Origin of the sequence: Pseudarthrobacter sp. NBSH8 (genome assembly GCF_014217545.1) — a bacterium.
GTDB lineage: Bacteria > Actinomycetota > Actinomycetes > Actinomycetales > Micrococcaceae > Arthrobacter.
The window spans coordinates 99757-126295 of the sequence record NZ_CP043178.1 but is presented as its reverse complement, the minus strand read 5'-3'; the positions used below and the strand labels follow the sequence as shown (position 1 = coordinate 126295).

The following is a 26539-nucleotide window of genomic DNA, read 5'->3' as shown; positions in this document are numbered from 1 at the left end:
AGGTTGATCTTGAGACTGACTTCCGGCCCGGCCACCCGCCGTCGGGTCCTACAAGCGAGGCCAAAGGATCTGTTATGTCGTGGTTAATCCTCATTCTTTCCGGGTCGATGGAGGCCGTCTGGGCCGCCGCCCTGCACCGGACCTTCCAAGCTTCCGGCCGGCGCCGTGTCCCGCCCGCGCTCCTCTTCCTGGTCTCCGCCGTCGCCAGCATGGGCGGCCTCGCCCTCGCCATGCAGTCCATCCCCACCGGAACCGCCTACGCCGTCTGGGTAGGCGTAGGCGTGGTGCTGACCTCCGCCTACGCGATCATCACCAAAACGGAACGTCCGACGACGGCCCGCCTCCTGCTGCTCACCGGCATCGCCGCGTGCGTGGTTGGCCTCAAGGTGGTGGCGTAATGACCAAGCGTTCCGTCGCCTGGCTGCTGCTCCTCGCCTCCGCCGTACTGGAAGCCGTGTGGGCCACGGCGTTGGGCAATTCCGATGGTTTCACCCACCTGCTGCCCACCTTTGTCTTCGCGGTCACGGCCACCCTGAGCATGACCGGCCTCGGCCTGGCTATCCGCAGCATCCCGCTCGGCACCGCCTACGCCGTCTGGGTGGGAATCGGCGCTGCGCTGACGGTGGGCTGGGCGATGGTTACCGGCGTCGAACCCTTCAGCCTGTTGAAGGTACTATTCATCGCCGGGATTGTGGGCTGCGCGGCCGGGCTGAAATCCCTGCCTGCAGTCGCCACGTCCCCTGCCGACCGTTCCGACACCAAGGTGCCCGCCTGAGGCCGCGCTGGTTCAGACGCCGGCTTTGAGGAGAAGTGCGTCAATCATCATGAAGAACTGGGCGCGATGATCGGCGGCCTTCGGGTCGGTCATGTATTGAATGGCCGCTCCGTCGTAAATCATCAAAAAGATCCTGACCAGCGTAGCGAACTCCATGAGGCACTGTTCGCCGGTGTTTTGGGCGGCGGAAGCGAACATATTTCCGAGCTCCACTTCATAGGCGGGATAAATCCTCCCGGCCAGCGGGCTGACGGCGGCATTGCGTGTTGCCCACAAAATGAGTTCAATCTCAGAAAGTATGCTTTCGGGCTCTTCCTCAAGGGCGCGCCAGTAGCCTTCGGCTACTTGTTCCACAGCCTTGCGAAGGCCTAAATGGACCGGGACATCGCTTGAGAAGCGGCTCAAGTTCTTAAACCAAGCCTCGGCAGCCGCCTCCATCAGCTCTTCTTTGTTGCTGAAGCAATAGTGTGCTGTAGCCAGTGGAGCGTTAGCCTCCTTGGCAATGGCCCGGATGGTCACGGACTGAACGCCCTCACGACGCATAAGTTCAACTGTCGCTGAAATCAGCTGTTCTTTTCGATCTTCAGCGGATACCCGCATAGCTCACTCTCCAGTCTCCCGATTTCGGCCCGTCAGGGACACTTCCTCAAGACTATTGCCTGTGCGTTCGAAAAAAGGCCCAGGCCCTTCGTCAAGAACGGTTGACTTGAACATTCGTCGTGTACCAGACAAGCTTCTTCCTTATTGCGTGCCGACATAGAGCAAGGGTTGCAACCAGTAGGGCGCGCCTCAGCGGGCCCTGCGCCGCTGCTCCTGCACCCAGCCCCATCCACGCCGGGCCCAGTCCGAGGGTTTGCCCTCGATCAGCAGCTTTCGCGTGTGGATGTCCAGGACCAGGAGGTAGAACGTGAACAGCAGCGCCGTCACGAACGCCAAAGACGACGCGTCAATGGCCAGCTCTACAAAGGACCAGACCGAGAGCTGGTCTTGCGCGCCGAACACCACAAAGAACGTCACGCCCACGTAGAGGCACCGGATCTGCCAGTCGTTCCGGATGCCGGTGGCAGCCAGGAACGGCACAAACCAGAGAATGTACCAGGGCTGGATGATAGGCGAAAGCATGACGACGGCGGCGAACGCCAGGGCCAGCCGGCGCACCGCCCGCGAGTAATCGCCACGGAACATCAGCAGCAGCACGAGCCCTATAGCCGCCCACTTCATGCCCGTTCGCAAAAGGTCCGCGATAGTGCCGCCCGGCAGTCCCAGCACATTGCCGAGGAACTCGACCTGCTGCCCCAGGAACCCCGACGGCGAATACCCGGTGTACCCCGGCGTCGGGTCCATGATGGCCCACACCCAGCCCAACCCGAGGTTGTAGGGGATCCCGCTGACGGCCAGCACGGCGAAACTAATCCCCGCCGTCGCGCCCCAAATAAGGAACTTCCGCGTCCACGAGGCGGCAGGCCCCGCCCACATCACCCCGATGAACGGGAGCAGCAGCACGGTGATCGGCTTGATCCCGATGGAGGCGGTGACCAGCAGGATGCCGGCCAAGTAGCGCTTCGTCGCGGCGAAATAGACACCGGCGACGGCGAGGCCCACCATCAGCGCGTCGTTGTGGGCGCTGGCCACGAAGCTGATGAGGAACAGTGGGTTGGCCACCGCGATCCAGAGCGCCCGCGCGCCGTTAATACCGTGCAGTTCTGCCAGCTTCGGCACGTAGATGACGCAGAGCAGAACCCCGAAGCCGGCGATCAGGCGGAAAAGCAGCACGGACACGTCGGGCTGGGCCCCTGTCAGCTGCACAACACCGCGGGCGAGCCACAGGAAGTAGGGCCCGTAAGGGGTCCTGTTCTCTGCCCAGGCCGGGTCCGCGCCAAGGGCGAACCAGTTGTTGAGTGTGGAGATGCCCACAGTGTAGGGATTTTGCCCCTCCATGACCAGGCGGCCCTGGCCGGTGTAGGCGTAGACATCGCGGGAGAAAATGGGGACGGCCAGCAGGAGCGGCAGGGACCAGGCGGAGATGGCTATGACCACCGACCGCAGCGAGTGTTCGCCCCAGTCACCCAGCCGCTGGCCCAGCCTGAGCCAGGACCGCATCAAGAGCATGGCCCCCACCGTCAAAAGCACGGTGGACAGCGTCACGCCCCAGCCCTCGGTCCGCAGGGCGATGACCACCGGCTGGCGGATCATGGGTGAGCCGTTGGCGATCCAGCCCGTTCCGATCGAGCCAACAAACATCATGAGGGCGCCGAGGAACCCCTGCCCGGTGGCGACGTATACCCGGGGCTTCGTGGGGGGAACTGCGGCGGTCGCAGCAGACTTCGGGAACTCCGCGCCGGCGGCTGTCTTTTTCGACGGACCGGGGAAGTTCTTCGAAGTGCTGATGTGCGAACCGCCTGCCGTCATCTCTTGTGTGGTCCCCTACTTATGTTACGGCGCTGGCTGGACTAGCTATAGGCCGGTCTACAACCCAGCCATTTTAGCAGTTGGGCCGCGGCCTGCCCCAGCATGCTGGGAGCGGACGTACCCCCTGTTACGCAATGAGGCGTCGCGCAGCTCTTTGCACGCCGCAGCGCCCGAAGCCTGCCGCCGTTCGGCGAGCGGCTGTAGCGGTATCCGCGACCAATTGAATATACCGTCGCGTTGCGGTCAGCCAGCTATAGGGAGTGCTGCTTGGTCGCATTCGGTTCGGAAGGCACCGCGAACTCCGTCCCGGTTAGGCTGGACCCACCACGTACGCAGAGCGTGACCTGGGAGCAGCGGGCAGGGTTGTAATGAGCTGGCAGAGCCAACATGCGACCGAAGGATGCCCATGACTCACCACCAGATGACCGCTCCCAGCACCGCTGGAGCCACCCGATGATGGCTCCAGGCAGCCTCACATCCTCTCGCAAGAGGAGGAACCGGATCCACCACCCGAGGTTTGTCGTCGGTGAGCAGGTCAGCTTCGCCGAAGGAACACTCACCGGCACCGGGGTTGTGGATGCCGCCACGGCGGACTTCTCCATCATCTGGGTCTGGACCGATGACGGCGGCGGCCGAAAAATGTTCCTTCAGGGCCACGGTGCGATCGTGAAGTCCGCAAAGGACTCCAGCACCCGCTGCTGATAAATGCTCGTGAGGAAGTTTCAGTGACGCGGCCGCAGCTGATCGGATCACCTCAAAGTTCCCCTGACGACGGAGCAATGCACGCCGAATATGGAACCGTTACAGGCCCGGCGTGCGGATAATTCGCCGCTGCGTGGCCAGGGCTATAGCGGACGTCCGGTTGTCCACGCCGAGCTTGCCGTAGATGTGCACGAGGTGTGTTTTGACGGTGGCTTCGGAGATGAAGAGCCGCCGGGCGATGGCGCGGTTGGTCAGTCCGGTGGCCAGCAGTTCAAGGAGCTGGACCTCACGGGTTGTGAGGGCGGTTTCCGGGCTGCTGATCCGAGACATCAACAGTGCCGCAACCTTGGGCGCCAGCGCCGTCTGGCCGGCCGCCGCCGACAACACCGCCTGGCGGATCTGTTCCGGCGGGGCGTCCTTGAGCATGTAGCCACTGGCGCCCGCCTCCACGGCAGCCAGGATGTCCGCCTCGGTGTCGTACGTGGTCAGGATCAGGACCGGTGGCGGGGATTCCAGCTTCCGGATCGCTGCCGTGGCGGTAACACCATCCATCCCGGCGCCCATCTGCAGATCCATCAGCACCACGTCCACGCGCTCCCCCAGCGTCCGCAGCCGTGCGAGTTCGCGCAGCGCAGCGTCCCCGTCGGCGGCCTCGGCAGCCACGCTGAAGTCCTCGAATTCGGTCAGCATGGCGCGCAGGCCCGCGCGGACCACAGGGTGGTCATCCACCAGCAGAATGCGGAGCTCCCTCATCAGTTTTCCCCTCCCAGGCCGGGCAACTGCTGCCCGGGTATCGCCCCGCCTGTGAGCGGCAGCCGGACGGCGACGACGGTCCCCTCGCCCGGCGCCGTCTCCACGTCCACCGAGCCGCTCAGCTCGCCCACCCGGGCAGCGAGCGAACGCAGCCCGAACCCACTGCCGTCCGCCCGGCCGGCCACACCGGAACCGGGCGCCTCCGGCACAAATCCCGCGCCGTCGTCGTACACGTCCAGTGTGACCTCGTCCCCGAGGAACGCGAGGGTGACGACGGCGGTGCTTGCCTTGGCATGAAGCCGGACGTTGGACAGGCTGGCCTGGGCGGCCCGGAGCAGGGTGACGCTGTACTGCGGCGGCAGCTCCGCCGGGTTGCCCACCAGCTCGAAGCGGCAGCGGAGTCCGTCACCGCGGGCGGCCGCCATGGTTTCGGTTTCGGCGCAGAGCCGCTGCAGGCTCTCCGGTAGCGACGACTCCTGGAGCTGCGGCGAGGTGAGGCCGCGGACAAAGCTGCGGGCCTCCGCGAGGTTTTCCGACGCCGTCTGCTGCACCAGCGCGAACCGCTCGGCGGCGGCGGCAAGATCGCCGCTGGCCAGGGACTTCTCCGCCGCCCGCGCCACCAGGACGATGCTGGACAGGCCCTGCGCGAGGGTGTCGTGGATTTCGCGGGCCAGGCGCTCACGTTCAGCTGCGACACCGGCGTCGTGCTGGGTTTTGGCCAACTCGGCCCTGGTGCGCCGGAGTTCGTCCGCGGCCAGCCGCTGCGCCTCGCTCTCCTCGTAGAGAGCGCGGTATGCGAGCCCGGTGACCACGGCGAAAACGGCACCCAGCCCCGGTCCCAGGACCATGGGCACGGTGGGTGACGGCAGTCCGCTGGCCACCCATTGCGAGGCAACAACGGCGGCCGTCATCGCGGCTATGGTGAGCAGCGCAATCCTTTGCGGGAGGACGTGCAGGTGGAGGAAGAAAAGCGGAAAGGCGACCCAGGAAAACTCGGCGCTGCCCGCGAGGAGGATGCCCCACAGCACCGTGACAAGGCCCAGCCAAGGGGCGGCGTAGGGGTGCGGGTTGAAGCTGGAACGGCCGGCGGCGAAGCGCTTTTCCAGGATGGTGCCGGCGAGATACGCGGCCGCCAAGGCAAGTGCGAGTAGGGACCAGGCAAGGCGCTGGCCGGCTGCCGCGCCCTCCGCGCCGGCCGCCAAATGGAGCCGCAGGATGGCAACCAGCAGCAGCACGGCAAAACTGACATGAAGCGTCACCCGCAGGAACCGCAGGATGGCAGCCCCCGACGTGGTGGTCTGTGGGTCCGCGGCAGGCATTTGATCAGCTTATGCGCCGGCGGGGGCGTACGGATCAACCAAAAGGTTGACCGCCCCGTCAGCCCTTTGTCCCACCCGGCTCAACCAAGTCCCCGATGTGGGTTGGGACGATGCGCCGGAGAGTGGAATCAGAAGGAAATCCACCCCACTGAAGGAAGTACAACGTGTTTCTCGCTATTCGCGATATCCGGTTCGCCAAGGGCAGGTTTGCCCTGATGGGCGGCGTGGTGGCCTTGGTGACACTGCTGTTGGTGCTGCTGTCCGGGCTCACCGCCGGGCTGGGCGACCAGTCCACGTCCGCCATCGGGAAGCTGGGTGCCGGGTCTGGTCCTGGCTCCGGCGCTGAGGCCAAGCCGGTGGACAGCATCGTTTTTGGCGCCCCGGGCGCCAACCAGCCCACGGCGTCCTTCACCGAGAGCGAGGTGACGGCAGCGCAGGTGGACAGCTGGAAGGGCACCGCCGGAGTGGCCCGGGCCGAGGCCCTGGGTATCAGCCAGTCCCGCCTCCAGGGCGGCGACGGCGGCACCACCAACGTGGCGGTGTTCGGTGTTGCCGAGGACGGGCAGCTGGCACCGTCGCCGGTCAAGGCGGGGTCGGTGGTGATCGGCGCGACCGTCGCCGCAGATCTCTCGCTCTACGTCGGAGACACGGCCACGGTGGGTGGCACTGAAGTGACCGTCACCGCCGTCGTGGATGACCAGTGGTATTCGCACACCGGCGTGGTGTGGACAGCGCTGCCCACCTGGACCGAGGTGGCGCACCTGGCTCCGGCTGCCGGCAGCACGCCGGGGAACACGCCGGGGAACACGCCCGTGGCGACCGTCGTGGCGGTCACCTACCAAGACGGCGCCGAGGTGGACGAGGAGTCCGCCAATGCGATGGCGCAGACAGTCAGCACCACCCGCACAGGATCGTTCCAGGCGCTGGGTTCCTTCAAGAGTGAAAACGGGTCGCTGATGCTGATGCAGGCATTCCTCTATGGGATTTCGGCGCTGGTGATCGTGGCGTTCCTGACGGTCTGGACGGTTCAGCGCACCCGCGATATCGCAGTCCTCAAGGCCATGGGCGCGTCCGGAGGTTACGTGCTCCGCGACGCCATGACCCAGGCCGCCATCGTGCTGCTGGCCGGTGCTGGCCTGGGCGGGGTGGTCGGAATTCTGGGCGGGTTCGCCGCAGCCCAGGCGGCGCCGTTCCTGGTCACGCCAGCCACCACGCTGCTGCCCGTGCTGGGAATTGTGGCCTTGGGCATGGCGGGTGCCGCGCTGGCAGTCCGCAAGGTGACCACCGTCGATCCGCTGATCGCTCTCGGCGGCAACTAACTCCTTTTTCACCCTCCGAAAGGTACTTTCCATGTCTGTCACACCTGCACTCCTGGCCACGCCAACTGCCGGCTCCGTCCTGGCCCGCCCGCCGCTGGCCCTCACCAACGTCACCCTCGAATACCCGGACGGCGGCGGAACCGTTAAGGCCCTGGACAGCGTCAGCCTCCAGGTCGCGGCAGGCCAGATGGTTTCGCTGGTGGGCCCGTCCGGCTCGGGCAAATCCAGCCTCCTGGCCGTGGCGGCAACCTTGGTCCGCCCCACCAGTGGGGACGTGGTCATTGACGGGACCAACACGGCGGGACTGAAGGACAAGGAACTGACCGCGCTGCGCCGGGAGAAGGTGGGCATCATCTTCCAGCAGCCCAACCTCCTGGCCTCCCTGACCGCCGTCGAGCAGTTGATGATCGGCCACCACCTGCGCGGCAAGTCCCTGAAGGCCGCGCGTTCTCGCGCCGTGGAACTCCTGGATCTGGTGGGCCTGACCGGGGCCGCGGACAAGCGTCCGCATCAGCTCTCGGGCGGGCAGCGGCAGCGGGTGAACATTGCCCGAGCCCTGATGGGCAGTCCGAAAGTACTGCTGGTGGACGAGCCGACGGCGGCGCTGGACCACGCGCGCAGCGCCTCCATCGTCGGGCTGCTTCGCCGGGTCACGGACGAGTTCAAAGTGGCCACCGTGATGGTCACACACGACACGGAATTCGTGCCGCTGACCGACGCCGTCGCCGCAATGCGCGACGGCGGTTTGTCTGCCCCGGCCGTACCCGGCGCCTTGCTTAATGCCTTACCCAGTGCCGGGGGCGCGGAGTAGGGTTCCGTCATGGACATCATCCTGGTACCCGGTTTCTGGTTGGACGCCTCATCGTGGGAGGAGGTGACGCCTGCCTTGGAGGCGGCCGGGCACACAACCCATCCGCTGACGCTGCCCGGCCTCGAATCTGTGGATACACCCCGGGCCGGCATCAGCCTCCAGGACCATATTGCCGCCGTCGTAAATTTCGTTGATGACCTCGAGGGGAAAGTGGTCCTCGTGGGGCACTCCGGCGGGGGCGCGATCATCCACGCGGTGGCGGACGCGCGGCCAGACCGGGTGGCGCGGAACATCTACGTGGACAGCGGACCCCTGGGCGAAGGCGGCGCCATAAATGACGAGCTGCCCACTGACGGCGACGACGTGCCGCTGCCGCCGTGGGAAGGATTCGAGGACGCCGACCTGGTGGACCTCACCGACGAGCTCCGCGCATCTTTCCGGGCCCGCGCCATTCCGCAGCCCAAGGGTGTGGCCTACGGCCGGCAGCGCCTGCATGACGTCCGCCGCTACGACGTCCCCGCCACGGTGATCGCGTGCGAATTCCCGTCATCGCTCCTGACCGAATGGATCGACGCCAGCCACCCCTTCACGGAGGAATTGGCTCGCATCCGAGACATCGAGTACGTGGACCTCCCCACCGGGCACTGGCCCCAGTTCACCAAACCCGTGGAGCTTGGCCAGGCGATCCTGGCGGCGGTCGAGCGGGCGGGGTAAGTTACATCCGCCCGATAACACTTGGGCTGCGCCGCCTGCTGACCAGCCCGAGGCAAAGGACGGCCGCTGCCGCGGAAACGGCTGCAACTATCCCGAACGGAACGGCGTCGGTGGCGCCGCCGATGCCCACCAAGGGAGCGGCGATCCCTCCGAAGGCATACCGGGCCAGCCCCAGCAATGAGGAGGCCGTCCCGGCGATGTCGGGATAATCCTTGAGTGCCAGCGAGGTGGCCGGCGGGCTGGTCACAGCCACCCCGCTGACCATGGTGAAAAGGGACAAAATAATTGCAATCAGCGGCAGGTGCAGGAGCGCCGTCGCCAGCAGCCCCAGGGCGCCGGCCGCAGTCATGATCAGGCCCACGGTGGGAGTCCCCCGTTCGGACCACCGTTCGGCGAGCCGGCCGGCCATGAGCCCGAAAACCATAAAGCCCAGGAAGATGGTCAGCAGGCCAAGCACAATCGCCAGGGGGCACCCCACGGGCGTGGCGGAGCGTCATTTTCGCTCTAATAGCGTTTATGTACGTTTCGGCGGAATAGGACTAAAATACAGTCATGAGTGAGATGACTGTGACCGACGCACGCAGCCGGCTTTCGGAAGCGGTTGATACCGCGCGGGTGAATCATGAACCGGTGTACCTTACACGCCGGGGACGCCGCGTGGCCGCTTTGATCGACGCCGAGGATCTCGCCCGCTTGATCGAGGCTGCCGAGGACCTGGAGGATCTCCGCGCGGCGAGCTCTGCGCGGAACGAAATGGCCGAGACGAGCAACGGCCCCGTGCCTTGGGAGGAAGTCAAGGCGGAACTGGGCCTGGCGTGAGCTATGCCGTGCAGCTTGCTCCGGCCGCTGTCAGGCAGTTGCGCAAGCTTCCGCCCGACGCACGCCTACGCATCCAAGCCGCCATCGAACTGCTCGCCGCGACGCCGCGTCCCCCAGGAGCCAAGAAGCTCTCCGGAAGCAGCGGCGACTGGCGTGTCCGTACCGGCGACTACCGGATCATCTACGAGATCCGGGACGCACAGCTGATCGTCTTGGTCGTTGCCATGGGCCACCGGCGCGACATCTACCAACATCAGGGTTAAGAGCGTGCGCCCAACTGCGTCGGGGCCGGGCCTGGAGGGCGTGGATCACGCCCATAGTGTGCAACGCTGGATACATGGATCTGGAGGTGTCACCCGCGCTCACGATTCCCGCGTCGGAACTCCGCTGGCGGTTCTCGCGCTCGTCCGGGCCAGGCGGTCAGCACGTCAACACGACGGACAGCCGCGCCGAACTCTCGTGGAACATCGCCGGCTCCGCCGCCCTTTCGGACGACCAACGGCAGATGCTGCTCACGCGCCTCGGGCCACGCCTCGTTACCGGAATTGTAACCGTGGCCTCCTCCGAACAGCGCTCCCAACTGCGCAACCGCGAGACCGCCCTGGCCAAGCTCACCGAGCTGGTGGCAGAAGGCCTGGCACCCGAAGGCCCCAAGCGCCGGGCGACCAAACCGACCCGGGGTTCGAACCGCCGCCGCCTCGCCGCCAAGGAACAGCGGTCGACGACGAAACGGCAACGGCAACGGCCGTCAGCCGAGTAGCGCCGCCCAACGGTCCCGCTGGCGGGACCAAGTCGCGATCCCGCCGTCGAGCCTATCCCTGCGGGTTTGCGCCCGTTGTGGCTGAGGCGGATCCGCCGGCGCGGCGGACCCAGGTATACGCAGCCCAGATAAACAGCAACAGCGCCACGAGGACCAGCCCGGCGTGGCCCAGTTCGAGCTCGGCCAGGAATGTGGTCACCGGGTCGGTGAGTCCGAGCATCGCGTGCAGTACGCCGGCGATGGTGATGATCGAGATGAAGAGGGCAGAGGCTGCGGACACACCGGTGATGACCATGTTGAAGCCGATACGGCGCCGGGGGTCCACAACGGCGCTTCGGTACATCTTCATCATGGCGACGCCGTTCACCGTGTCGCACAGCGTCATCGCCGCCATGAAGCCGAAGGGCAGGGCCATCAGCGCGACCGGCGAGATGCCGGCGAGGGCGGCCGTCGCCGTGAGGAGCAGGAACGCGATGGTCGAGGCGGTGTCGAAGCCAAGGCCGAAAAGGAAGCCCAGGACAAAAATGTCGCGTGGGCGGTTTACCCGGGAGAGCGGCTTGTCGAGCAGGCGGGCCACCAGACCGGTCGGCGCGAGCGCCTCGCGGGTGACGGTTGCACCGTCCTTGACCCGGCGGTACAACAAGGCGGTACGTCGGAACGCGGCGGCGTTGTAAACGCCGATGGTCAGCAGGAACAGACCCGAGACGGATGCCCCGGTAATACTCAAAACCATGTTCGCCGGCGATCCGTCATTAAGTGCATCCTGAATGATGCCGGCACCGCTGACCACAAGTACCCCGGCAAGCACAACCACCATGCTGTGCCCCATGCTGAAGGCGAAGCCCACGCTGACGGGGCTGCGGCCCTGGGCCGCGAAGCGGCGGGTGGAGTTATCGATCGCCGCAATGTGGTCCCAGTCGTAGCTGTGCTTCACACCGGCAAGGTAAGCGGTGATGAGCAGGCCGAGCACCACAGGGTTGTGGTTTGTCCGCAGGGAATCGGCCAGCAGCGCGAGCATCACCCCGTGAAGGGCGGCGACAGCCGCGAAGGTCACCGCCAAGCGGCGGGCTGTCGGGAGGGCTTCCCGCTCGTGGTGGTTCAAGACGGCTTTCATTCAGTACTTTCGAAGGTTAAGGCGGGGCTGGCCGTGCCAGCGGAAGCGCAGGAAATCGATGCCGGCGCGGATGACTGCGTCCAGCGGCTCGGTGGCGTGGGACAGGGCCCGGATGGCCAGGCCGCCGTCGAGCAGTGACATGCCCAGATTGCACGCGCCGGCCAGCGGCAGCAGCTCCTCATGCAGCTCGTTCAGCAGCGCGGCATCGACACGGGCATCCATGACCAGGAGGGAACCGACGTGGGTGTAGTCCTCGAGGAAGGCCATGCCGTCTAGCGGGGCGGCACCGGTCAGCGGGCGGATCAGCAGGTTGTCGAGCACCGCCAGGCGCCCGTTGACCGAGATCTCGTTCCGCAGACGAATCTCGTCGTAGCCGAACAGGGCGCCGTCCGGCGACCAGCCCGGGGTGACGATCTCGGCCATCACCAGCGAGGCGCTGCCATCCATCTCAACCACCGTGGCCTGCCGGTAGGTTGCCCCGCGGTAGGCGATCAGCGGGTCCGGCAAACATTCCAGGCTCGCGTTGGGGCCGAGCCGGATGTGTGTCCGCTGCTCGGCCCGGTTCCCGGGCGTGCGGTAGACCTTCGTCGCGGACTGCGTGGTCAGCAGGAGCCGGGCCCCTGTCTCCACGGCGATGTCGATTTCATACTCGTCGCCACCGACGTACCCGCCCCCGGGATTGACCACCACGTAGCAGACCTGGCCCGTGTCATCGAGGTAGTGCGGGCGGAGAATACGAAGCGCCCCCTGGTGGTACTGGCTGGTGGCGATGCAGCGGTCGCCCCGCACACCCACGGTGAGGGCGAGCGTACCGGCGAGTTCGACGGCGGCACGGCGCACCGGGAGTTCCGGCGCCGGTGCACCCGTCACTGGCGGAGATCAAGCATAAGCACGTCGCGCCTGATCCAGTTGATGACGTGCTCCAGGCCTTCGTCGGTTTTGAGGTTGGTGAAGCAGTACGGCTTGTTGCCGCGGAACTCGAGCGTGTCCGCTTCCATCACGGAGAGGTCGGCGCCCACATACGGGGCCAGATCCTTCTTGTTGATGATGAAGAAGTCGGACTTGATCATGCCCTGGCCGGCCTTGCGCGGGATCTTCTCGCCCTGCGCCACGTCGATGATGTAGATCGAGAAGTCCACAAGCTCCGGGCTGAACGTGGCCGAGAGGTTGTCTCCCCCGCTTTCGATGAAGACGACTTCGAGGCCGGGGTGGCGCAGCCGCAACTCCTCCACAGCAGCCGAATTCATCGACGTGTCCTCCCGGATGGCCGTGTGCGGGCAACCGCCGGTTTCGATTCCGATGATGCGGTCCAGGGGCAGGATCCCGTTGGCCGCGAGGATCTTGGCGTCCTCGATGGTGTAGATGTCGTTGGTGATCGCGGCCATCGAAATCTCGGCGCTGAGGTGGCGGGTCAGGCGTTCCACGAGCTGGGTCTTGCCTGCGCCGACAGGACCGCCGACGCCGATTTTGATGAGTTTCATGGTGCTCCTTGCTACGTAGTGGGTGCGGCGAACCGCGGACTGCTAAGACATAAACATGCGGACGCGCTGGCGTTCGTGGCGCATCTGGGCGATTTCGAGGCCGGGGGCCGTGATTCCGAAGTCGTCGGCATCGAGTGCCTGGATCCGGCGGACTGCGTCCATGATCTTCGGATGCGTTCCCAGCAGGACACGCTGCCCGGCATCCTGCCCGATAGGGATGGCCCGGATGGCATTTTGGGTCAGGGAGGTGACTGCCGTGAAGAGATAGCTCGCCAGCAATTCCTCCAGCGGGACGCCCAACTGCCGGCCGGCAACGCCGAATGCGACAGCCGGATGCCCGGCGCAACGCCCAGATCCGACGTCGGCCGCGTAGTCCGCGAGCCCTGTACCCGGCGCCACGGTTCCGGCGATGGCCAGCATCCGTGCGCCCATCTTGGTCCCTGCTTCGCGGACCTCCCGGGGCAGTGCCGCCGCGGCGATCATCCGGTCGACCCTGGCCATCTCGTCCACTGAGGACGCCTCGAACGCGAGGCGCAGGGCGAATCCGTCACTGTAGGTCAGTTGGATGCTCACAAACTGGCCCAGCCAGCTGGCGAAGCTCGCTTCGCCGTCGATGAGCCCGCGTTCCAGGAACGTCTCCATCCCGAAGGAATGACTGAACCCGCCCGTGGGGAGCGCAGAGTCAGAGAGCTGCAACAGCGGCAGCAGGTACGACGGCGGCTCGTTCACGCGCTCAGTGGGTGTGTTCGGCATGGCGGAACGGCACAGGCACCACACGTTCCTGGCGGGAGTACGGCACGCCCGCGTGGACCAGGTAGTCCTCGATCGTGTGGTCGTACTGCACCACCATCACGTCGGCGCCATACTCGCCAGCGGCGTCGAAAAACTGCGCCTGCATGTGCCGGTTGCCGAGGTTGTGCGCCACGACCCCCATTTCACGGATGCTGCGGGCGGCAATAACAAGGACGTCCGTTGCCAGGGCTGTCACCACGATGACCGTTTTGTGGTCGCGGAACAGGATGTCGCCGTTGCGGAGATCCCGCACCGGGCCTGCGGAATCGCTGAGCCGGATGCCCAGCTCACGGCCGTGGTCCGTGGTCACACGCTGGATTTTTTTGACGAGTTCCGCGCTCGGCAGCAGGACCTGCTCCTCGTGGAGGCCGGCCAGCTCGCCGTCGGGGAGATCGTGCCGGTTGGCGATGATGTGGTCGATGATCATATATGCCCCCTTAGGGATATGTGGCTAAAAGAGGAAGTAGCGCTGCGCCATGGGCAGCACTGTCGAGGGCTCGGCCGTGATCGGCTCGCCGTCGACAGTCACCGAGTAGGTTTCCGGGTCGACCCCGATATCCGGCGTCGCGCCGTTGTGTTTCATGTCTGCCTTGGTGAGGGTGCGGATCCCGCTCACCGGCCGGATCACGCGGCGCAGGCTCAGCTCTTCGGGGACTCCGGCAGCGATGGCGGCCTGGGAAAGGAAAGTGATCGACGAGGTGTGTACCGCGGTGCCGAGCGCCCCAAAGTTGCCGCGCAGGGTGCGTGGCTGCGGGGTGGGGATCGAGGCGTTGGGATCCCCCATAACGCTCATGACCGTTTGCCCGCCCTTGAGCACGAGCTCGGGCTTGACGCCGAAGAACATCGGGTCCCAGAGCACGAGGTCGGCGAATTTTCCCTCCTCGATGCTTCCGACCGAGTCGGCGATGCCGTGGGCGATCGCCGGGTTGATCGTGTATTTGGCGACGTAGCGCTTGAGCCGGACGTTGTCTCCCACCTCGGGGTCGCCGTCGAGCTTTCCGCGTTGGCGCTTCATGGCGTCCGCTACCTGCCAGGTGCGCAGGACCACCTCGCCCACGCGGCCCATGGCCTGGGAATCGGAGCTGGTGATGGAGAAGATGCCCATGTCATGCAGCACGTCCTCCGCCGCGATGGTTTCCTTGCGGATCCGCGAATCCGCGAAGGCCACGTCTTCGGGGATGTCCGGGCTCAGGTGGTGGCAGACCATCAGCATGTCGAGGTGTTCGTCGATGGTGTTGACCGTGTACGGCAGGGTGGGATTGGTCGACGCCGGCAGGACGTTGGGCAGCGCCGCTATCTTGATGATGTCCGGAGCATGCCCGCCGCCGGCGCCTTCGGTGTGGAACGTGTGGATGACGCGGCCGCCGATGGCACGGATGGTGTCTTCGACAAAACCGCACTCGTTGAGGGTGTCGGAGTGGATGGCCACCTGCACGTCATACTCATCGGCAACACGCAGCGACATGTCGATCGATGATGTGGTGGAGCCCCAGTCTTCATGCACCTTCAGCCCGATGGCGCCGGCCCGGATCTGCTCCGCGAGGGGCTCGATTGCGCTGGCATGGCCTTTGCCGAGCAGGCCGATATTGATCGGCAGGTTCTCCACCGCCTGAAGCATGCGTGAAATGTGCCAGGCGCCCGGCGTCACGGTGGTGGCCTTGGTCGCGTCGCTCGGTCCGGTACCGCCACCGATCAGGGTGGTAACCCCCGACGCCAGCGCCACCGGCACCTGATCGGGACTCACAAAGTGCACGTGCGTATCGATGCCGCCCGCGGTGAGGATCTTGCCCTCGCCCGCGATGATGTCTGTGGCAACGCCGATGGTGATGTTCACACCCCGGGAAATCTGCGGGTTGCCGGCCTTGCCGATTTTGAAGATGTGCCCGTCCCGCAGGGCCACGTCGGCCTTGTAGATGCCGGTGTAGTCAAGCACGATCACGTTGGTGATCACGGTATCCGGGATGTCGTCGTCGCGGACCAGCTGCCCGTTCTGGCCCATGCCGTCACGGATGACCTTGCCGCCGCCGAACACCGCCTCTTCACCGTAGTTGGTGTGATCGTGCTCAATTTCGAGGAACAGTTCCGTGTCGGCCAGGCGAACGGCATCGCCCGTGGTGGGGCCGTAGAGGTCCGAGTACTGTTTGCGGCTCAGTTCGAAGCTCATTTGGTGTCATCCTGAAGGGAGATCAGTCCGCGGCTCGGCTCGAGCGGTCCGTTGATGCGGTCCCGGAACCCGTACACCGCACGATCGCCCGAGAACGCGAGCAGGTTGACTGTCTTTTCATCCCCGGGCTCGAACCGCACCGCGGTACCTGCCGGGATGTCCAGCCGGAAGCCGTAGGCCGCCTCGCGGTCGAACTCGAGGGCATCGTTCACCTCAAAAAAATGATAATGGGAGCCCACCTGGATGGGCCGGTCGCCGCGATTGATCACGGCGAGGGCGCGGGGAATGAGGCCCGCATTGCAGGTGATGGGCTCCGGGCGGAGGATGTATTCGCCGGGTTTCATGGGGTTCTCCTTCGCCTAGCGAATGGGATTGTGCACGGTGACGAGCTTGGTGCCGTCCGGGAACGTCGCTTCGACCTGGACGTCCTGGATCATGTCGGCGACACCTTCCATGACATCTTCCCTGGTCAGAATGGTGGCGCCATAGCTCATGAGGTCCGCCACCCGGCGTCCGTCGCGGGCGCCCTCGACCAGCTCGTACGTAAGAATCGCGACGGATTCCGGATGGTTGAGCTTGAGTCCGCGCTTCTGCCGCCGTCGTGCGAGGTCGGCAGCAACCACAATCATCAGTTTTTCGCTTTCGCGTGGCGTCAGATGCATTAAAGGCTCCCAATCATTCGCGATAAATCGCGAGCTCCCACTCGTTATCTACAACCGGTCAAAAGGCGACCGGGAGGCCCGTGGATGACTGAAGACTATCAGAATCCCGTAGGGAAACACCCCGGGCGACCGCGGTCGAATCAACGTCACGCATTGTGACCAGGTTGAGCGAATTCCTCCTGCCGGGCTTTCCTGATTAAGCCAGGCAGGCCCGAACGGCTCAGCCGATGATCGCCAGCACAGCCCCGGCGCTCACAACGGCGCCGGCGTCTGCGCGGATCCCGGTCAGCGTACCGGCGCGGTGAGCGGTCACCTGCGTCTCCATCTTCATGGCCTCAAGAACGACGATGGCGTCCCCCGTCGAAACTTCGGCGCCCGGCTCCACGAGCCACTTCACCACAGTCCCGGCCATATCTGCACGCAGCTCGCCGGGATCAGCGGCGCCAGCCCCGCCGTCGGCAGCGCCATCCAGACCAGCCCCATCCAAACCAGCCCCGTCAAGGGAAACACCGGCCGGAACGGCCGCACCGGAGCGCGCCCAGCCATCCAGCAGGTCAGCGGGAAGGCCGACGGCGAGGCGCCGGCCGTCGATGTCGACGGTAATGGTGCGCCGCTCACCGTCCGGAACGGACGTGCCGAACTCCGGATCCGCCGCGATGGAATCCGCGAAGTCAGTCTCGATCCAGCGTGTGTGAATGCCGAGCGCGGTTTCGGAGATGAAGTCCGGCGCCTGGACAACGGCCCGGTGGAACGGCAGGACGGTGGCCACACCGGTGATCTCCATTTCCGCGAGGGCGCGGCGGGCACGGCGCAGTGCCTGCTGGCGGTCGGCTCCGGTGACGATCAGCTTGGCCAGCAGGGAATCGAACTGCGGCGCCACGATGGAACCGGAGCGGACCCCGGTGTCCAGGCGGATGCCGGGACCCGTCGGGCCGCTGAAGGTCGCGATCGTGCCGGGCGACGGAAGGAAGCCCCGGCCCACGTCCTCGGCGTTGAGCCGGAATTCAAACGAGTGGCCGGACGGCGTGGGATCGGCGGTGAAGCGCAGCGGCTCACCTGCGGCAATCCGGAACTGCTCCTGGACCAGGTCCACGCCGGTGGTCTCCTCGGTGATGGGGTGCTCCACCTGCAGGCGCGTGTTCACCTCGAGGAACGCGACGGTACCGTCGGCGGCCACCAGGAACTCCACCGTCCCGGCCCCCGAATAGGAGGCTTCGCGGCACACTGCCTTGGAGGCGGCGTAAATCTGTTGGGTCTGCTCTTCGGTCAGGAAGGGTGCGGGGGCCTCTTCCACGAGTTTCTGGTGCCGGCGCTGCAGCGAGCAGTCGCGGGTGCCCACCACCACCACGTTGCCGTGCTGGTCCGCCAGGACCTGGGCCTCCACGTGGCGGGGCCGGTCCAGGTACCGCTCCACAAAGCACTCGCCGCGACCGAAGGCCACCACCGCTTCGCGGACCGCGGAATCGAAGGACTCCTCGATCTGGTCCATCTCGCGGACCACTTTCAGCCCGCGTCCGCCGCCGCCGAAGGCCGCCTTGATGGCAATCGGCAGGCCGTGCTCCTCGGCGAACCTGCGGACCTCCGCGGCCGAATCCACCGGGCCGTCGCTGCCGGCCACCAACGGGGCACCGGCGCGGACGGCGATCTCGCGCGCCGTGATCTTGTTGCCCAGCTGGAGGATGGCCGCCGGGGTGGGTCCGATCCAGGTCAGGCCGGCGTCGAGGACGGCCTGCGCGAATTCGGCGTTCTCGGACAGGAAGCCGTAGCCGGGGTGCACCGCGTCCGCCCCGGACTCCGCGGCCACGCGCAGGAGGTTGGGGATATCGAGGTACGTTTCCGACGGCGAGTTGCCGCCCAGGGCGTAGGCCTCGTCCGCGGCGGAGACGTGCAGGGCGTCGGCGTCGATGTCCGCGTAGACGGCGACGGACTCCAGTCCGGCGTCTTCGCAGGCGCGGGCGATGCGGACGGCGATTTCTCCGCGGTTGGCGATCAGGACCTTACGCATCAGATGCTCACTTTGTCTGGGGAATGTTCGGGGATGCTTCGGAAAAGCTGGTGGGCAGCCCGTAGCCGGGAGCCCAGCGGAACCGGATGGACCCGCCGATCGGGACCTGGGCTGCGAGGTCCAGCTGGGAGTCGACCACCACGGCGATCACCGGATAGCCGCCGGTGATCGGGTGGTCGGCCAGGAAGAGCACGGGGAGCCCTTCCGGCGGGACCTGCAGGGCGCCGGCGACGGTGCCCTCGCTGGCAAGTTCGCCTTGGCGGGTGCGCTGCAGCGGGGTTCCCTGCAGGCGCATGCCGACGCGGTTGGACTGCGGTTTCACTTCCCAGTCCTGGCCGCAGAAGGACGCCAGCGCTGCGGCGTCGAACCAGTCGGCGCGCGGGCCGGGAACGACGTCGAGCACGGTGACACCGGCGCCCGGGAAGTCCGGCTGCAGTTCCGGGTGCCCGACGACGCCGGATTCGGCCTCCCCGCCGGCGGCGAAGAGCTGGCCGGCAGCCAGCGGTGCCGGGCCGATCCCGGACATGGTGTCGGTGGAACGGCTGCCGAGCACCGGGGCGATGTCCACGCCGCCGCGGACGGCGAGGTAGCTGCGGAAACCGCTCTGCGGCGCGCCAATGGTCAGCGTTTCGCCGTCGAGCAGGGCGAAGGGGGTGGCGATCGGGACGGTGCGCCAGGCCGGCTCGAGGTCATCCCCGGACGGCGACGCGATGGTCAGGTCCGAGGGGGCACCGGCGACGGCGAGGACCTGGTCCCCGACTGCCTGCACCGCGAGGCCTCCCGCGACGGTTTCGATGGCGGCGGCCGACGGCGCGTTCCCGACGAGGCGGTTGGCCCGGCGCAGCGACGCCCGGTCAAGCGCGCCGGCGGCGGAGACGCCCAGGCCGGAGTGGCCGTACCGGCCGAGATCCTGGATCAGGCTCTGCAGGCCTGGCGAAACGACCCGCAGGCCAGACGTCATGTCGGAAGCAGCAACCTCGGCGGGGCCTCCCGGGGCCAGCGACACGGCGTCCCGGACCGCGCGGAACTGGACGCGGTGGCCGGGGGCGGCCAGGGCGGGCTGCTCCCGGTCCAGGTCCCACATGGCGGCGCCGGTGCGGCCGATCAGCTGCCAGCCGCCGGGCGAGCGTCGCGGGTACACGGCGGAGTAGTTGCCCGCCAGCGCCACCGATCCGGCGGGGACGGCGGTGCGCGGCGAGCTGCGCCGCGGCACCTCGAGGGCCTGGTTCTCCCCCACCATGTACCCGAAGCCGGGGGCGAAGCCGGCGAAGGCAACGGTCCAGATCTGCCCGGTGTGGGCTGCGATAACGCCCTCGGTTCCGAGGCCGGTGAGCTCCCCCACTTCGGCGAGGTCCTCGCCGTCGTACACGGTGTCGATGACCACCAGCCCGCCGTCCCGCTGCACAGGCGCGATGAGGTCGAACCGGAGCAGCCGCGCGGCGATCCGCCGGGCCGAGACCGGCGAGTCCGCCGTGACCAGCACGGTCTCGGCCGCGGCGAGGACGTCCAGCTGGCCCGGCAACGGGTTCTCCAGAAGCAGCGCCTGCAGTGCCAGCACGTCCTGGGTTCCGGTGAGCTCGGCGAGCACGGCGCGGGTTCCCACCGCCCGCACGGAACGGACTTTTTGTACTGCCGCTCTTTGTACTGCCAGGGTTTCCCCCGCTGTCTCAATCATCAGCTACCTTCATCGTTGCCGCTGCTTTGGTCTGGATCCGCGTCGCTTAGGCGTGGGCGAATGCGGCCGTGCCGATGCCGGCGGCGTTCAGGGCCTCGCGGACTGCGGCGGCCATGGTGACGGCTCCCGGGGAGTCGCCGTGCACGCAAATGCTCTCTGCGCGGATCTTCAGGATGGAGCCGTCAATGGTTCGGACGGCGGAATCGGAGGCCATCCGGAGGACATGCTCCGTGACCTCCGCGTGGTCGTTCAGGACCGCTCCGGGCAGCGTGCGGGACACGAGGGTACCGTCCGGGTTGTAGGCCCGGTCCGCGAACGCCTCGGTTACGGCGCGGAGCCCGGCGGCCTCGGCCAGGCGGAGCACTTCCGAGCCCGGCAGGCCCAGGATGGGCAGGTTAGGGTCGACGGATTTTACGGCGTCGACGACGGCTTTCGCCTGCGCGGTGTGCGCCACGATCGCGTTGTACAGGCCGCCGTGCGGCTTGACGTAGGTCACCTTGCCGCCTTCCGCGGCGGCCAGGGCCTGCAGCGCGCCGATCTGGTAGACGACGTCGTCCGCGAGTTCGATCGGGTCGATGTCCAGGAAGCGGCGGCCGAAACCCGCGAGGTCGCGGTAGCCGACGTGGGCGCCGATCACGACGCCGGCGGCCACCGCCTCGCGGCAGGTCTTCCGGATCACGCTGGGGTCGCCGGCATGGAATCCACAGGCCACGTTCGCACTGGAAACCGAGCGGAACATCGCCGTGTCGTCTCCCAGGCTCCAGCGTCCGTAGGATTCGCCGACATCGCTGTTCAGGTCGATGGTTGCCATTTGTGATCCTCGTCTCATGGGGTTCCTCTATCTAGGATGCACCAAATCCCGGAATTGTTCAACAATTCGTCAATTCCACGATGTGACGATCGTGTAGATTCGCATCTATGACGAGCGCCGACTCAGGATTCCCTGGCATTCCCGGCTCAGCCCCCGCCGGAAGCGGCAAGGCCTCCGGCAAGGCCAGCGCGACCCTGGGGCCGGCGGCCCGACTGCGGGTGGCCACCCCCTCCGTGGCGGACCGGGTCGCGGCCGAGCTGCGGCTGCAGCTGGCGGAAGGGCTGCTGCTGCCGGGCGCGCGGCTGACCGAATCGACCATCTCCGAGGAGCTGGGCGTTTCCCGCAACACCATCCGCGAGGCCTTTGCCGAGCTCGCGGCCGAGCGGCTGGTGGTCCGGCATCCCAACCGGGGCGTGTTCGTCGCGACCCTGGGGCCGGGCGAGATCCATGACGTCTACACCGTGCGCCGGTTCATCGAGGTGACCGCGATCCGCGGCGGCGGAAGCCCCGAGCGGGTGGCCGCTGTCCGTGCGGCCGTGGAGGAAGGCAGGGCCGCGGCGGCAGCGGACGACGAGGAGGCCCTCGGTAGCGCGAACCAGCATTTCCACGGGGCCATCGTGGCGCTGGCCGAGAGCCGGCGCCTCAACTCGATTATGGCCCAGGTGCTGGCCGAGATGCGGCTGTTCTTTCACAAGGCCACCGTGGATGCGCACTTCTACCGCAGCTACCTCGACGATAACGAGGAAATCTTCAAGGCCCTGGAGGCCGGCCAACTGGACCGCGCCGGGGACCTGCTGCTGGCGTACCTGAATAATTCGGAGGAGAAGCAGCGCGCCGTCCACGGCGACTGAGCGACCTTACCCCAGGGCCGAGCAGTTCGCCGGGACCGGAACAGTGTCTTTAGAATTGTTGAACAATTCCTTGCGCAGATTGTTCAACAGTCGGTACAGTTGCGGGAGACAATCGTTGTGACGCCAGTCACCCAACTGTTGGGACCCCCATGGAATCCACCACCGTCAAGGCCGCCCTCAAACCGGCCGCCCGGCGTTCCGCCCTGCTGGGCGCCATGTTCCTCATGGCCACCAGTGCCATCGGCCCGGGGTTCATCACCCAGACCACAGCCTTCACCGTCCAGCTCGGCGCCGCCTTCGCCTTCGCGATCCTGGTCTCCATCCTGGTCGACATTGCCGTACAGGCGAACGTCTGGCGGATCATCGGCGTCTCCGGCCTGCGGGCCCAAGAGCTCGGCAACAAGGTCCTTCCCGGCGTCGGCTGGTTCCTCGCCGCGCTCGTCTTTGTGGGTGGGATCGTCTTCAACATTGGCAATATCGCCGGAACCGGGCTCGGCACCAACGCCATGATGGGGCTGGATCCCAAAATCGGCGGGGCCGTGTCTGCCGTCCTGGCGATCCTGATCTTCCTCAGCAGGAGGGCCGGCGTGGCCCTCGACCGGATCGTGGTGATCCTCGGTGCCCTGATGATCCTGATGACGCTGTATGTGGCAGTGGTTTCCGCGCCGCCGCTGGGTGAGGCCCTCAAGAACACTGTGATGCCCGAGAAGGTCGACTTCCTGGTCATCACAACCCTCATCGGCGGAACGATCGGCGGCTACATCACGTATGCGGGTGCCCACCGTATGCTGGACACCGGCGTCACCGGCGTTGAAAACGTCAAACAAATCACACAGAGCTCGATCGTGGGGATCCTGGTCACCTGCGTCATGCGCATCCTGCTCTTCCTGGCCATCTTCGGCGTCGTCGCCGGCGGTGTGGCCCTGACCGGCAGCAACCTGGCCGCCTCCGCGTTCCAGGCCGCAGCGGGAGATATCGGCATGCGGGTCTTCGGTGTCATCCTGTGGGCTGCCTCCATCACCTCCGTGATCGGCGCGGCGTACACCTCGGTCTCCTTCGTGACGAAGTCCAGCACCAAAGCCCGCACCCGCTCCCTGATCACCGTCGGCTTCATCGGTTTCTGCACCGTGGCCTACCTGCTGATCGGCCAGGCCCCGCAGCAGCTCCTCATCTTCGCGGGTGCCTTCAACGGCCTCATCCTCCCCGTCGGTTTCGGAGTGCTGCTCTGGGTGGCCTGGCGCCGCCGGGACCTCATGCAGGGCTACGTCTACCCCAAGGGCCTGCTTGTCATTGGCATCGTGGCCTGGCTGCTGACCTTGTTCCTTGGCTACAGCTCGCTGACCAGCCTGGCCAAGCTGTGGGCCTAGAACCCCTGAAACTACGTGAGGTGAACGTGCCGTCCACCGTCGGCCATCCCGCAAACCCGGCAGGGCTGCTCCCGGCGGAGGCGAGGGCCCTGTTCCGCGGCGGTCTCGTGACGCCCACCTCCGGCTGGAGCAGCGGTTACGCGCAGGCCAACCTGATCATCGTGCCCAAGGCGCAGGCTTTCGATGTTCTGCTGTTCGCGCAGCGCAACCCCAAGCCCTGCCCTGTCCTGGGCGTGCTGGATGCCGGCGCGACCTCCGGTGCACTGCTGGCCGGAGGGGATATCCGCACCGATGTGCCCAAGTACGTGGTGTACCGGGAGGGCCGGAAGGTCGACGAACCAACCGACATCACGGACCACTGGCGCGATGACCTCGTGACATTCATTGTGGGCTGCAGCTTCACCTTCGAATCCGCCCTCCAGGACAACGGCATCCGGGTGGCCCATATCGACCAGGGAGTGAACGTGCCCATGTACCGCACGTCGGTCCGCTGCGAACCGGCCGGACAAATGGCCGGCCCTCTGGTGGTCTCCATGCGGCCCGTTCCGGCCTCCCAGGTGGCCGACGCCGTCCGCATCACTTCCCGCTATCCGGCCGTGCACGGTGCGCCGGTCCATGTGGGCAACCCCGCCGAACTGGGCATTGCGGATTTGGGCCTCCCGGACTTCGGCGACCCGGTTCGGATCCCGGACGGGCACATCCCGGTCTTCTGGGCGTGCGGGGTGACACCGCAGGCTGCCGTGATGGAGTCCCGGCCGGCACTGGCCATTGGCCATGCCCCGGGGCACATGCTGATTACGGACGCACGGGACACCTCGTACCAGGTGCCGTAGGCTACTGGGCTCCGATTTGCGCCAGAAGTTCGTGCTCGGCAACATCCAGGTACAGGCGCAACTCTGCCGCGGCCTCTTCCCGGCGGCCGGCGTGCAGCAGCGCTACGAGGGCGGCGTTGCGTTCCACGTACTGGCTGTGGAAGTCCGACGTGGTTGCCATGGCGTGGAAAACCAGCCGCATCTGGGCGAGGACCTTGTCCATAAGTTCATCTACTGACGCACTCCCGGAGAGCGCCACCAGCGCCTTGTGCAGGTCCTGATTGGCATCGGCCATCTCCGTCACGGCCCCCGCGCTCAGGGCGGCGCGGGCCCGGTCGATGATGGCATCGAGGGCATCCAGGGTCTGTGCGGGGCATTCCCCCCACAGCACGGCCGCCGGCTCGATCAGCCGGCGGACCCGGTAGATTTCACGGACATCCTCGGCCTGGGGCGCGGACACGAACACGCCGCGATTGGGAATGCGCTGCACCACGGACTCACCGGCGAGGACCGTGAAAGCCTCCCGCAGCGTATTCCGTGAGACGCCCAGGACCTCGGAAAGCTTCTGCTCGGAGAGCTTCGTTCCAGGGGCGATTTTGCCGGCCGAGATACGCGAACGCAGCACTGCAGCCACCCACGATCCGGTGTGGGCGTGGGTGGCCTGGACCTCGTCGGAGATCCCTTCGAGCGCGGCATTCATCGGCATGGATCCAATCTACAGAAGAAGCGGGGACTCCCCGCGCCGCTTGCACCGCCGGCGGCGCATAGGGGTGCTTAGGCGGAGGGTACGGAGTTATGTCTGCACACGCGAACGGCCGCCGCGCCTCTCCGTAATGGCAGAGTCGCAGCGGCCGCCGGCTGGCTGCCTGTAGGGGCTATTTGGTCGTAGCCGTGGTGGTCAACCAGGCTCCGGTGCCGGGCTCGCTGACCGCGGCGATCCGCACTAGGTATTCGGTTTTCCCGAGGAGTCCCGTGATCTTGGTGTTGGGTGCGGTACTGACCCCGTCACCGAAGGTCCTCCAGTTCACCCCATCGGTGGATGTCCCAATCAGGTAATCGGTGACGGGAAACCCGCCATCGGAGGCAGGCGCGGTCCAGGACGCCAGCAAAGACTTACCCTGGACCTTTACTACGGCACCGCGGGGGCCTTGGCATACGCGTATGGCGTGTAATCGTCGGCGACCGCTGTGCGCGCCGCGTCGGTGTCAGTGGGACCAGTCGGCAGTGCGGCGACGGAGAGGTCGGCGGTGATGAGGCAATGGCGACCGAAACCACAAGGTTTATCTTTGGAATGCGTTCGGGAGGCTGGTTCAGTACCGGTTTCCGGCGCTGCTTCCGGGTTTGCCGCCTCCGGCTCAGGCGGGGCCTGTTGTGCTTGCGCGAACCACGAGTTGGGCCGGGTAGATCACGGGTTCCAGCCGTAATTCCGGGTTCTCGATCCCGCAGATCAGCAGTTGCCCGGCCGCCACGGCCATATCCACCATCGGCTGGGTCACCGTGGTGAGGCTGAGGCCGTTTGACGCCGTAAGCGCGTGGTTGTCGAAACCCACCACCGCCACGTCCCCGGGCACGTCCCGGCCCTGGCCACGAACAACTTCGATCACGCCCAGCGCCATGAGGTCCGACGCCGCGAAAACGCCGTCCAACTCCGGCATGTCCGCGAGCAGGCGTCGTGCAGCGTCCGTGCCGCCCGCCGTCGTGAAGTCCCCGTGGATGACGGGGCCGGCCTGCAGGCCGGCCTCAAGCAGTCCCTGCCGCCAGCCATCCAAGCGGTCCGCTGCAGCGGGCATGTCGGCCGGGCCGGCCACGGTTCCAAGCCTCGTGCGTCCAATGGACGCGAGGTGGCGGGCTGCCAGGCGGCCGCCCTCAAAATTGTCCAGGTCCACAAAGGGAACACCGAGCTTGTTATCCCAAGGCCTGCCAATGAAAACAGTGGGCAGGCCCGTCGTGCCGAGGGTCTCCGCCCAGTCGTCGGCACGGTGGTGGGAGACCACAATCGCGCCGTCCACGTGTCCGCCGCGCAGGTACCGGAGGGTCCTGGCCGAGTCGTCACCTGCCCGGGACATCAGGAGCACCAGCTGCATGTCGGTGCTGCGGAGCGCTTCATTAACGCCGGTAATGACAGCAGCGAAGAAGGGATCCATCATGACGCGCGCATCCGGCTCGGGAATTACCAAGGCAATTGACGAGGTCCGGCGGGTGACCAGGCTGCGTGCCGCCCGGTTAGGGGTGTAGGCAAGCGCTACGACGGCGGCGTCCACGGCCGCTTGGGCTTCCGGGCTGACCCGGGAACCGCCGTTGATGGCCCGCGAGGCGGTCGAGCGGGACACGCCCGCCGCCTTCGCAAGGTCTTCAAGGGTAGGGCTCGGCCTCGCCGGTTTTGGCCGGACACCCCGGTGGATCTGTTCACTCATCACCTTGAGA

General features: G+C 66.5%; 31 protein-coding genes. 12 read left to right on the top strand and 19 right to left on the bottom strand.

The window, feature by feature from the left end; genetic code table 11:
• The first annotated feature begins 74 nt into the window (after window positions 1-74).
• Complete coding sequence (locus FYJ92_RS00540) at window positions 75-398, top strand: multidrug efflux SMR transporter (protein ID WP_185262131.1); 324 nt, start codon at window positions 75-77, stop codon at window positions 396-398.
• On the top strand, window positions 398-775 hold the full coding sequence (locus FYJ92_RS00535; RefSeq protein WP_185262130.1) for a multidrug efflux SMR transporter: 378 nt from the start codon (window positions 398-400) through the stop codon (window positions 773-775). The genes FYJ92_RS00540 and FYJ92_RS00535 overlap by 1 nt, the downstream gene beginning before the upstream one ends.
• Window positions 776-787: 12 nt before the next feature.
• Here FYJ92_RS00535 and FYJ92_RS00530 read toward each other — a convergent pair whose 3' ends face one another.
• Both FYJ92_RS00530 and mptB read right to left on the bottom strand, forming a co-directional pair.
• Window positions 788-1375 carry a TetR/AcrR family transcriptional regulator gene (locus tag FYJ92_RS00530; protein ID WP_185262129.1) on the bottom strand — a complete coding sequence of 196 codons (588 nt, stop codon included), beginning with the start codon at window positions 1373-1375 and terminating at the stop codon, window positions 788-790.
• Between the two features lie 189 nt (window positions 1376-1564).
• The gene (gene mptB / locus FYJ92_RS00525) at window positions 1565-3184 is read right to left on the bottom strand and encodes a polyprenol phosphomannose-dependent alpha 1,6 mannosyltransferase MptB (protein ID WP_185262128.1); all 1620 of its coding nucleotides are present in this window, start codon (window positions 3182-3184) and stop codon (window positions 1565-1567) included.
• Window positions 3185-3571: 387 nt separating this feature from the next.
• Here mptB and FYJ92_RS00520 point away from each other — a divergent pair, with 387 nt between their 5' ends.
• Window positions 3572-3886, top strand: a complete 315-nt coding sequence (locus FYJ92_RS00520; protein ID WP_255482230.1) for a hypothetical protein — start codon at window positions 3572-3574, stop codon at window positions 3884-3886.
• 99 nt (window positions 3887-3985) lie between these two features.
• Here FYJ92_RS00520 and FYJ92_RS00515 read toward each other — a convergent pair whose 3' ends face one another.
• Window positions 3986-4639 (bottom strand): response regulator transcription factor, encoded by a 654-nt coding sequence (locus FYJ92_RS00515; protein WP_185262127.1) that lies wholly within the window; start codon window positions 4637-4639, stop codon window positions 3986-3988.
• Window positions 4639-5958, bottom strand: coding sequence for a sensor histidine kinase (locus FYJ92_RS00510; protein WP_185262126.1), 1320 nt, complete (start codon window positions 5956-5958; stop codon window positions 4639-4641). Before FYJ92_RS00510 ends, FYJ92_RS00515 begins: the two co-directional genes overlap by 1 nt.
• 164 nt (window positions 5959-6122) lie before the next feature.
• On the opposite strand from FYJ92_RS00510, the gene FYJ92_RS00505 reads away from it, so the two are divergent.
• From FYJ92_RS00505 to FYJ92_RS00495, 3 genes are read left to right on the top strand one after another with little or no spacing between them, the layout of a single operon-like run.
• On the top strand, window positions 6123-7277 hold the full coding sequence (locus FYJ92_RS00505; RefSeq protein ID WP_185262125.1) for an ABC transporter permease: 1155 nt from the start codon (window positions 6123-6125) through the stop codon (window positions 7275-7277).
• Window positions 7278-7308: 31 nt separating this feature from the next.
• Window positions 7309-8088 (top strand): ABC transporter ATP-binding protein, encoded by a 780-nt coding sequence (locus FYJ92_RS00500; RefSeq protein WP_185262124.1) that lies wholly within the window; start codon window positions 7309-7311, stop codon window positions 8086-8088.
• A gap of 9 nt (window positions 8089-8097) precedes the next feature.
• On the top strand, window positions 8098-8802 hold the full coding sequence (locus FYJ92_RS00495) for an alpha/beta fold hydrolase (protein ID WP_185262123.1): 705 nt from the start codon (window positions 8098-8100) through the stop codon (window positions 8800-8802).
• A 1-nt stretch (window position 8803) separates the two neighbouring features.
• On the opposite strand, the gene FYJ92_RS00490 is transcribed toward FYJ92_RS00495, so the two are convergent.
• Entirely contained in the window at window positions 8804-9280 is a 477-nt protein-coding gene (locus FYJ92_RS00490) for an MFS transporter (RefSeq protein ID WP_255482229.1), read from the bottom strand.
• A gap of 74 nt (window positions 9281-9354) precedes the next feature.
• Here FYJ92_RS00490 and FYJ92_RS00485 point away from each other — a divergent pair, with 74 nt between their 5' ends.
• The 3 genes from FYJ92_RS00485 (at window position 9355) to arfB (ending at window position 10381) form a co-directional block, all read left to right on the top strand.
• Window positions 9355-9621, top strand: coding sequence for a type II toxin-antitoxin system Phd/YefM family antitoxin (locus FYJ92_RS00485; RefSeq protein ID WP_185262122.1), 267 nt, complete (start codon window positions 9355-9357; stop codon window positions 9619-9621).
• Complete coding sequence (locus FYJ92_RS00480) at window positions 9618-9884, top strand: type II toxin-antitoxin system RelE/ParE family toxin (protein WP_185262121.1); 267 nt, start codon at window positions 9618-9620, stop codon at window positions 9882-9884. The genes FYJ92_RS00485 and FYJ92_RS00480 overlap by 4 nt, the downstream gene beginning before the upstream one ends.
• Before the next feature lie 74 nt (window positions 9885-9958).
• Window positions 9959-10381 carry an alternative ribosome rescue aminoacyl-tRNA hydrolase ArfB gene (gene arfB, locus FYJ92_RS00475; protein ID WP_185262120.1) on the top strand — a complete coding sequence of 141 codons (423 nt, stop codon included), beginning with the start codon at window positions 9959-9961 and terminating at the stop codon, window positions 10379-10381.
• A 52-nt stretch (window positions 10382-10433) separates the two neighbouring features.
• Here arfB and FYJ92_RS00470 read toward each other — a convergent pair whose 3' ends face one another.
• The 11 genes from FYJ92_RS00470 to FYJ92_RS00420 form a co-directional block, all read right to left on the bottom strand.
• Window positions 10434-11495: a HoxN/HupN/NixA family nickel/cobalt transporter gene (locus FYJ92_RS00470; RefSeq protein WP_185262119.1), complete on the bottom strand. Its 1062-nt coding sequence runs from the start codon at window positions 11493-11495 to the stop codon at window positions 10434-10436.
• Window positions 11496-12365, bottom strand: a complete 870-nt coding sequence (locus tag FYJ92_RS00465) for an urease accessory protein UreD (RefSeq protein WP_255482228.1) — start codon at window positions 12363-12365, stop codon at window positions 11496-11498.
• Window positions 12362-12976, bottom strand: coding sequence for an urease accessory protein UreG (gene ureG / locus FYJ92_RS00460; protein WP_141138964.1), 615 nt, complete (start codon window positions 12974-12976; stop codon window positions 12362-12364). Before ureG ends, FYJ92_RS00465 begins: the two co-directional genes overlap by 4 nt.
• 42 nt (window positions 12977-13018) lie before the next feature.
• A complete protein-coding gene (locus FYJ92_RS00455) occupies window positions 13019-13729 on the bottom strand; it encodes an urease accessory protein UreF (RefSeq protein WP_185262118.1) in 711 nt (236 codons plus the stop codon).
• Entirely contained in the window at window positions 13710-14195 is a 486-nt protein-coding gene (gene ureE, locus FYJ92_RS00450) for an urease accessory protein UreE (protein WP_185262117.1), read from the bottom strand. The genes FYJ92_RS00455 and ureE overlap by 20 nt, the downstream gene beginning before the upstream one ends.
• 24 nt (window positions 14196-14219) lie before the next feature.
• Complete coding sequence (ureC, locus tag FYJ92_RS00445) at window positions 14220-15932, bottom strand: urease subunit alpha (protein WP_185262116.1); 1713 nt, start codon at window positions 15930-15932, stop codon at window positions 14220-14222.
• Entirely contained in the window at window positions 15929-16276 is a 348-nt protein-coding gene (locus FYJ92_RS00440; RefSeq protein WP_185262115.1) for an urease subunit beta, read from the bottom strand. The genes ureC and FYJ92_RS00440 overlap by 4 nt, the downstream gene beginning before the upstream one ends.
• 15 nt (window positions 16277-16291) lie before the next feature.
• Window positions 16292-16594, bottom strand: a complete 303-nt coding sequence (locus FYJ92_RS00435) for an urease subunit gamma (protein WP_185262114.1) — start codon at window positions 16592-16594, stop codon at window positions 16292-16294.
• A gap of 220 nt (window positions 16595-16814) precedes the next feature.
• Window positions 16815-18599: a biotin carboxylase N-terminal domain-containing protein gene (locus FYJ92_RS00430; protein WP_185262113.1), complete on the bottom strand. Its 1785-nt coding sequence runs from the start codon at window positions 18597-18599 to the stop codon at window positions 16815-16817.
• Between the two features lie 7 nt (window positions 18600-18606).
• Window positions 18607-20274 carry a 5-oxoprolinase/urea amidolyase family protein gene (locus tag FYJ92_RS00425; RefSeq protein ID WP_185262112.1) on the bottom strand — a complete coding sequence of 556 codons (1668 nt, stop codon included), beginning with the start codon at window positions 20272-20274 and terminating at the stop codon, window positions 18607-18609.
• A 46-nt stretch (window positions 20275-20320) separates the two neighbouring features.
• Entirely contained in the window at window positions 20321-21085 is a 765-nt protein-coding gene (locus tag FYJ92_RS00420) for a LamB/YcsF family protein (protein ID WP_185262111.1), read from the bottom strand.
• Window positions 21086-21192: 107 nt separating this feature from the next.
• Here FYJ92_RS00420 and FYJ92_RS00415 point away from each other — a divergent pair, with 107 nt between their 5' ends.
• The 3 genes from FYJ92_RS00415 (at window position 21193) to FYJ92_RS00405 (ending at window position 24136) form a co-directional block, all read left to right on the top strand.
• Complete coding sequence (locus FYJ92_RS00415) at window positions 21193-21936, top strand: GntR family transcriptional regulator (protein ID WP_185262110.1); 744 nt, start codon at window positions 21193-21195, stop codon at window positions 21934-21936.
• A gap of 149 nt (window positions 21937-22085) precedes the next feature.
• Complete coding sequence (locus FYJ92_RS00410) at window positions 22086-23303, top strand: NRAMP family divalent metal transporter (protein ID WP_255482227.1); 1218 nt, start codon at window positions 22086-22088, stop codon at window positions 23301-23303.
• Window positions 23304-23323: 20 nt separating this feature from the next.
• A complete protein-coding gene (locus FYJ92_RS00405) occupies window positions 23324-24136 on the top strand; it encodes a putative hydro-lyase (RefSeq protein ID WP_255482226.1) in 813 nt (270 codons plus the stop codon).
• 1 nt (window position 24137) lies between these two features.
• On the opposite strand, the gene FYJ92_RS00400 is transcribed toward FYJ92_RS00405, so the two are convergent.
• The 3 genes from FYJ92_RS00400 to FYJ92_RS00390 all read right to left on the bottom strand — a co-directional run bounded on the left by FYJ92_RS00400 (window position 24138) and on the right by FYJ92_RS00390 (window position 26529).
• Window positions 24138-24821 (bottom strand): GntR family transcriptional regulator, encoded by a 684-nt coding sequence (locus FYJ92_RS00400; RefSeq protein ID WP_185262108.1) that lies wholly within the window; start codon window positions 24819-24821, stop codon window positions 24138-24140.
• Window positions 24822-24990: 169 nt separating this feature from the next.
• Window positions 24991-25224: a fibronectin type III domain-containing protein gene (locus tag FYJ92_RS00395; RefSeq protein WP_185262107.1), complete on the bottom strand. Its 234-nt coding sequence runs from the start codon at window positions 25222-25224 to the stop codon at window positions 24991-24993.
• Between the two features lie 246 nt (window positions 25225-25470).
• Window positions 25471-26529, bottom strand: a complete 1059-nt coding sequence (locus tag FYJ92_RS00390) for a LacI family DNA-binding transcriptional regulator (RefSeq protein ID WP_185262106.1) — start codon at window positions 26527-26529, stop codon at window positions 25471-25473.
• Between the last annotated feature and the right edge of the window lie 10 nt (window positions 26530-26539).

Excerpts from the sequence above, each read along its gene's own strand:
- FYJ92_RS00540 (WP_185262131.1), top strand. The coding sequence starts at position 75 with ATGTCGTGGTTAATCCTCATTCTTTCCGGGTCGATGGAGGCCGTCTGG.
- FYJ92_RS00535 (WP_185262130.1), top strand. The coding sequence starts at position 398 with ATGACCAAGCGTTCCGTCGCCTGGCTGCTGCTCCTCGCCTCCGCCGTA.
- FYJ92_RS00530 (WP_185262129.1), bottom strand. The coding sequence starts at position 1,375 with ATGCGGGTATCCGCTGAAGATCGAAAAGAACAGCTGATTTCAGCGACA.
- mptB (WP_185262128.1), bottom strand. The coding sequence starts at position 3,184 with ATGACGGCAGGCGGTTCGCACATCAGCACTTCGAAGAACTTCCCCGGT.
- FYJ92_RS00520 (WP_255482230.1), top strand. The coding sequence starts at position 3,572 with ATGCGACCGAAGGATGCCCATGACTCACCACCAGATGACCGCTCCCAG.
- FYJ92_RS00515 (WP_185262127.1), bottom strand. The coding sequence starts at position 4,639 with ATGAGGGAGCTCCGCATTCTGCTGGTGGATGACCACCCTGTGGTCCGC.
- FYJ92_RS00510 (WP_185262126.1), bottom strand. The coding sequence starts at position 5,958 with ATGCCTGCCGCGGACCCACAGACCACCACGTCGGGGGCTGCCATCCTG.
- FYJ92_RS00500 (WP_185262124.1), top strand. The coding sequence starts at position 7,309 with ATGTCTGTCACACCTGCACTCCTGGCCACGCCAACTGCCGGCTCCGTC.
- FYJ92_RS00495 (WP_185262123.1), top strand. The coding sequence starts at position 8,098 with ATGGACATCATCCTGGTACCCGGTTTCTGGTTGGACGCCTCATCGTGG.
- FYJ92_RS00485 (WP_185262122.1), top strand. The coding sequence starts at position 9,355 with ATGAGTGAGATGACTGTGACCGACGCACGCAGCCGGCTTTCGGAAGCG.
- arfB (WP_185262120.1), top strand. The coding sequence starts at position 9,959 with ATGGATCTGGAGGTGTCACCCGCGCTCACGATTCCCGCGTCGGAACTC.
- FYJ92_RS00470 (WP_185262119.1), bottom strand. The coding sequence starts at position 11,495 with ATGAAAGCCGTCTTGAACCACCACGAGCGGGAAGCCCTCCCGACAGCC.
- ureG (WP_141138964.1), bottom strand. The coding sequence starts at position 12,976 with ATGAAACTCATCAAAATCGGCGTCGGCGGTCCTGTCGGCGCAGGCAAG.
- FYJ92_RS00455 (WP_185262118.1), bottom strand. The coding sequence starts at position 13,729 with ATGCCGAACACACCCACTGAGCGCGTGAACGAGCCGCCGTCGTACCTG.
- ureE (WP_185262117.1), bottom strand. The coding sequence starts at position 14,195 with ATGATCATCGACCACATCATCGCCAACCGGCACGATCTCCCCGACGGC.
- ureC (WP_185262116.1), bottom strand. The coding sequence starts at position 15,932 with ATGAGCTTCGAACTGAGCCGCAAACAGTACTCGGACCTCTACGGCCCC.
- FYJ92_RS00440 (WP_185262115.1), bottom strand. The coding sequence starts at position 16,276 with ATGAAACCCGGCGAATACATCCTCCGCCCGGAGCCCATCACCTGCAAT.
- FYJ92_RS00435 (WP_185262114.1), bottom strand. The coding sequence starts at position 16,594 with ATGCATCTGACGCCACGCGAAAGCGAAAAACTGATGATTGTGGTTGCT.
- FYJ92_RS00430 (WP_185262113.1), bottom strand. The coding sequence starts at position 18,599 with ATGCGTAAGGTCCTGATCGCCAACCGCGGAGAAATCGCCGTCCGCATC.
- FYJ92_RS00425 (WP_185262112.1), bottom strand. The coding sequence starts at position 20,274 with ATGATTGAGACAGCGGGGGAAACCCTGGCAGTACAAAGAGCGGCAGTA.
- FYJ92_RS00420 (WP_185262111.1), bottom strand. The coding sequence starts at position 21,085 with ATGGCAACCATCGACCTGAACAGCGATGTCGGCGAATCCTACGGACGC.
- FYJ92_RS00415 (WP_185262110.1), top strand. The coding sequence starts at position 21,193 with ATGACGAGCGCCGACTCAGGATTCCCTGGCATTCCCGGCTCAGCCCCC.
- FYJ92_RS00410 (WP_255482227.1), top strand. The coding sequence starts at position 22,086 with ATGGAATCCACCACCGTCAAGGCCGCCCTCAAACCGGCCGCCCGGCGT.
- FYJ92_RS00400 (WP_185262108.1), bottom strand. The coding sequence starts at position 24,821 with ATGCCGATGAATGCCGCGCTCGAAGGGATCTCCGACGAGGTCCAGGCC.
- FYJ92_RS00390 (WP_185262106.1), bottom strand. The coding sequence starts at position 26,529 with ATGAGTGAACAGATCCACCGGGGTGTCCGGCCAAAACCGGCGAGGCCG.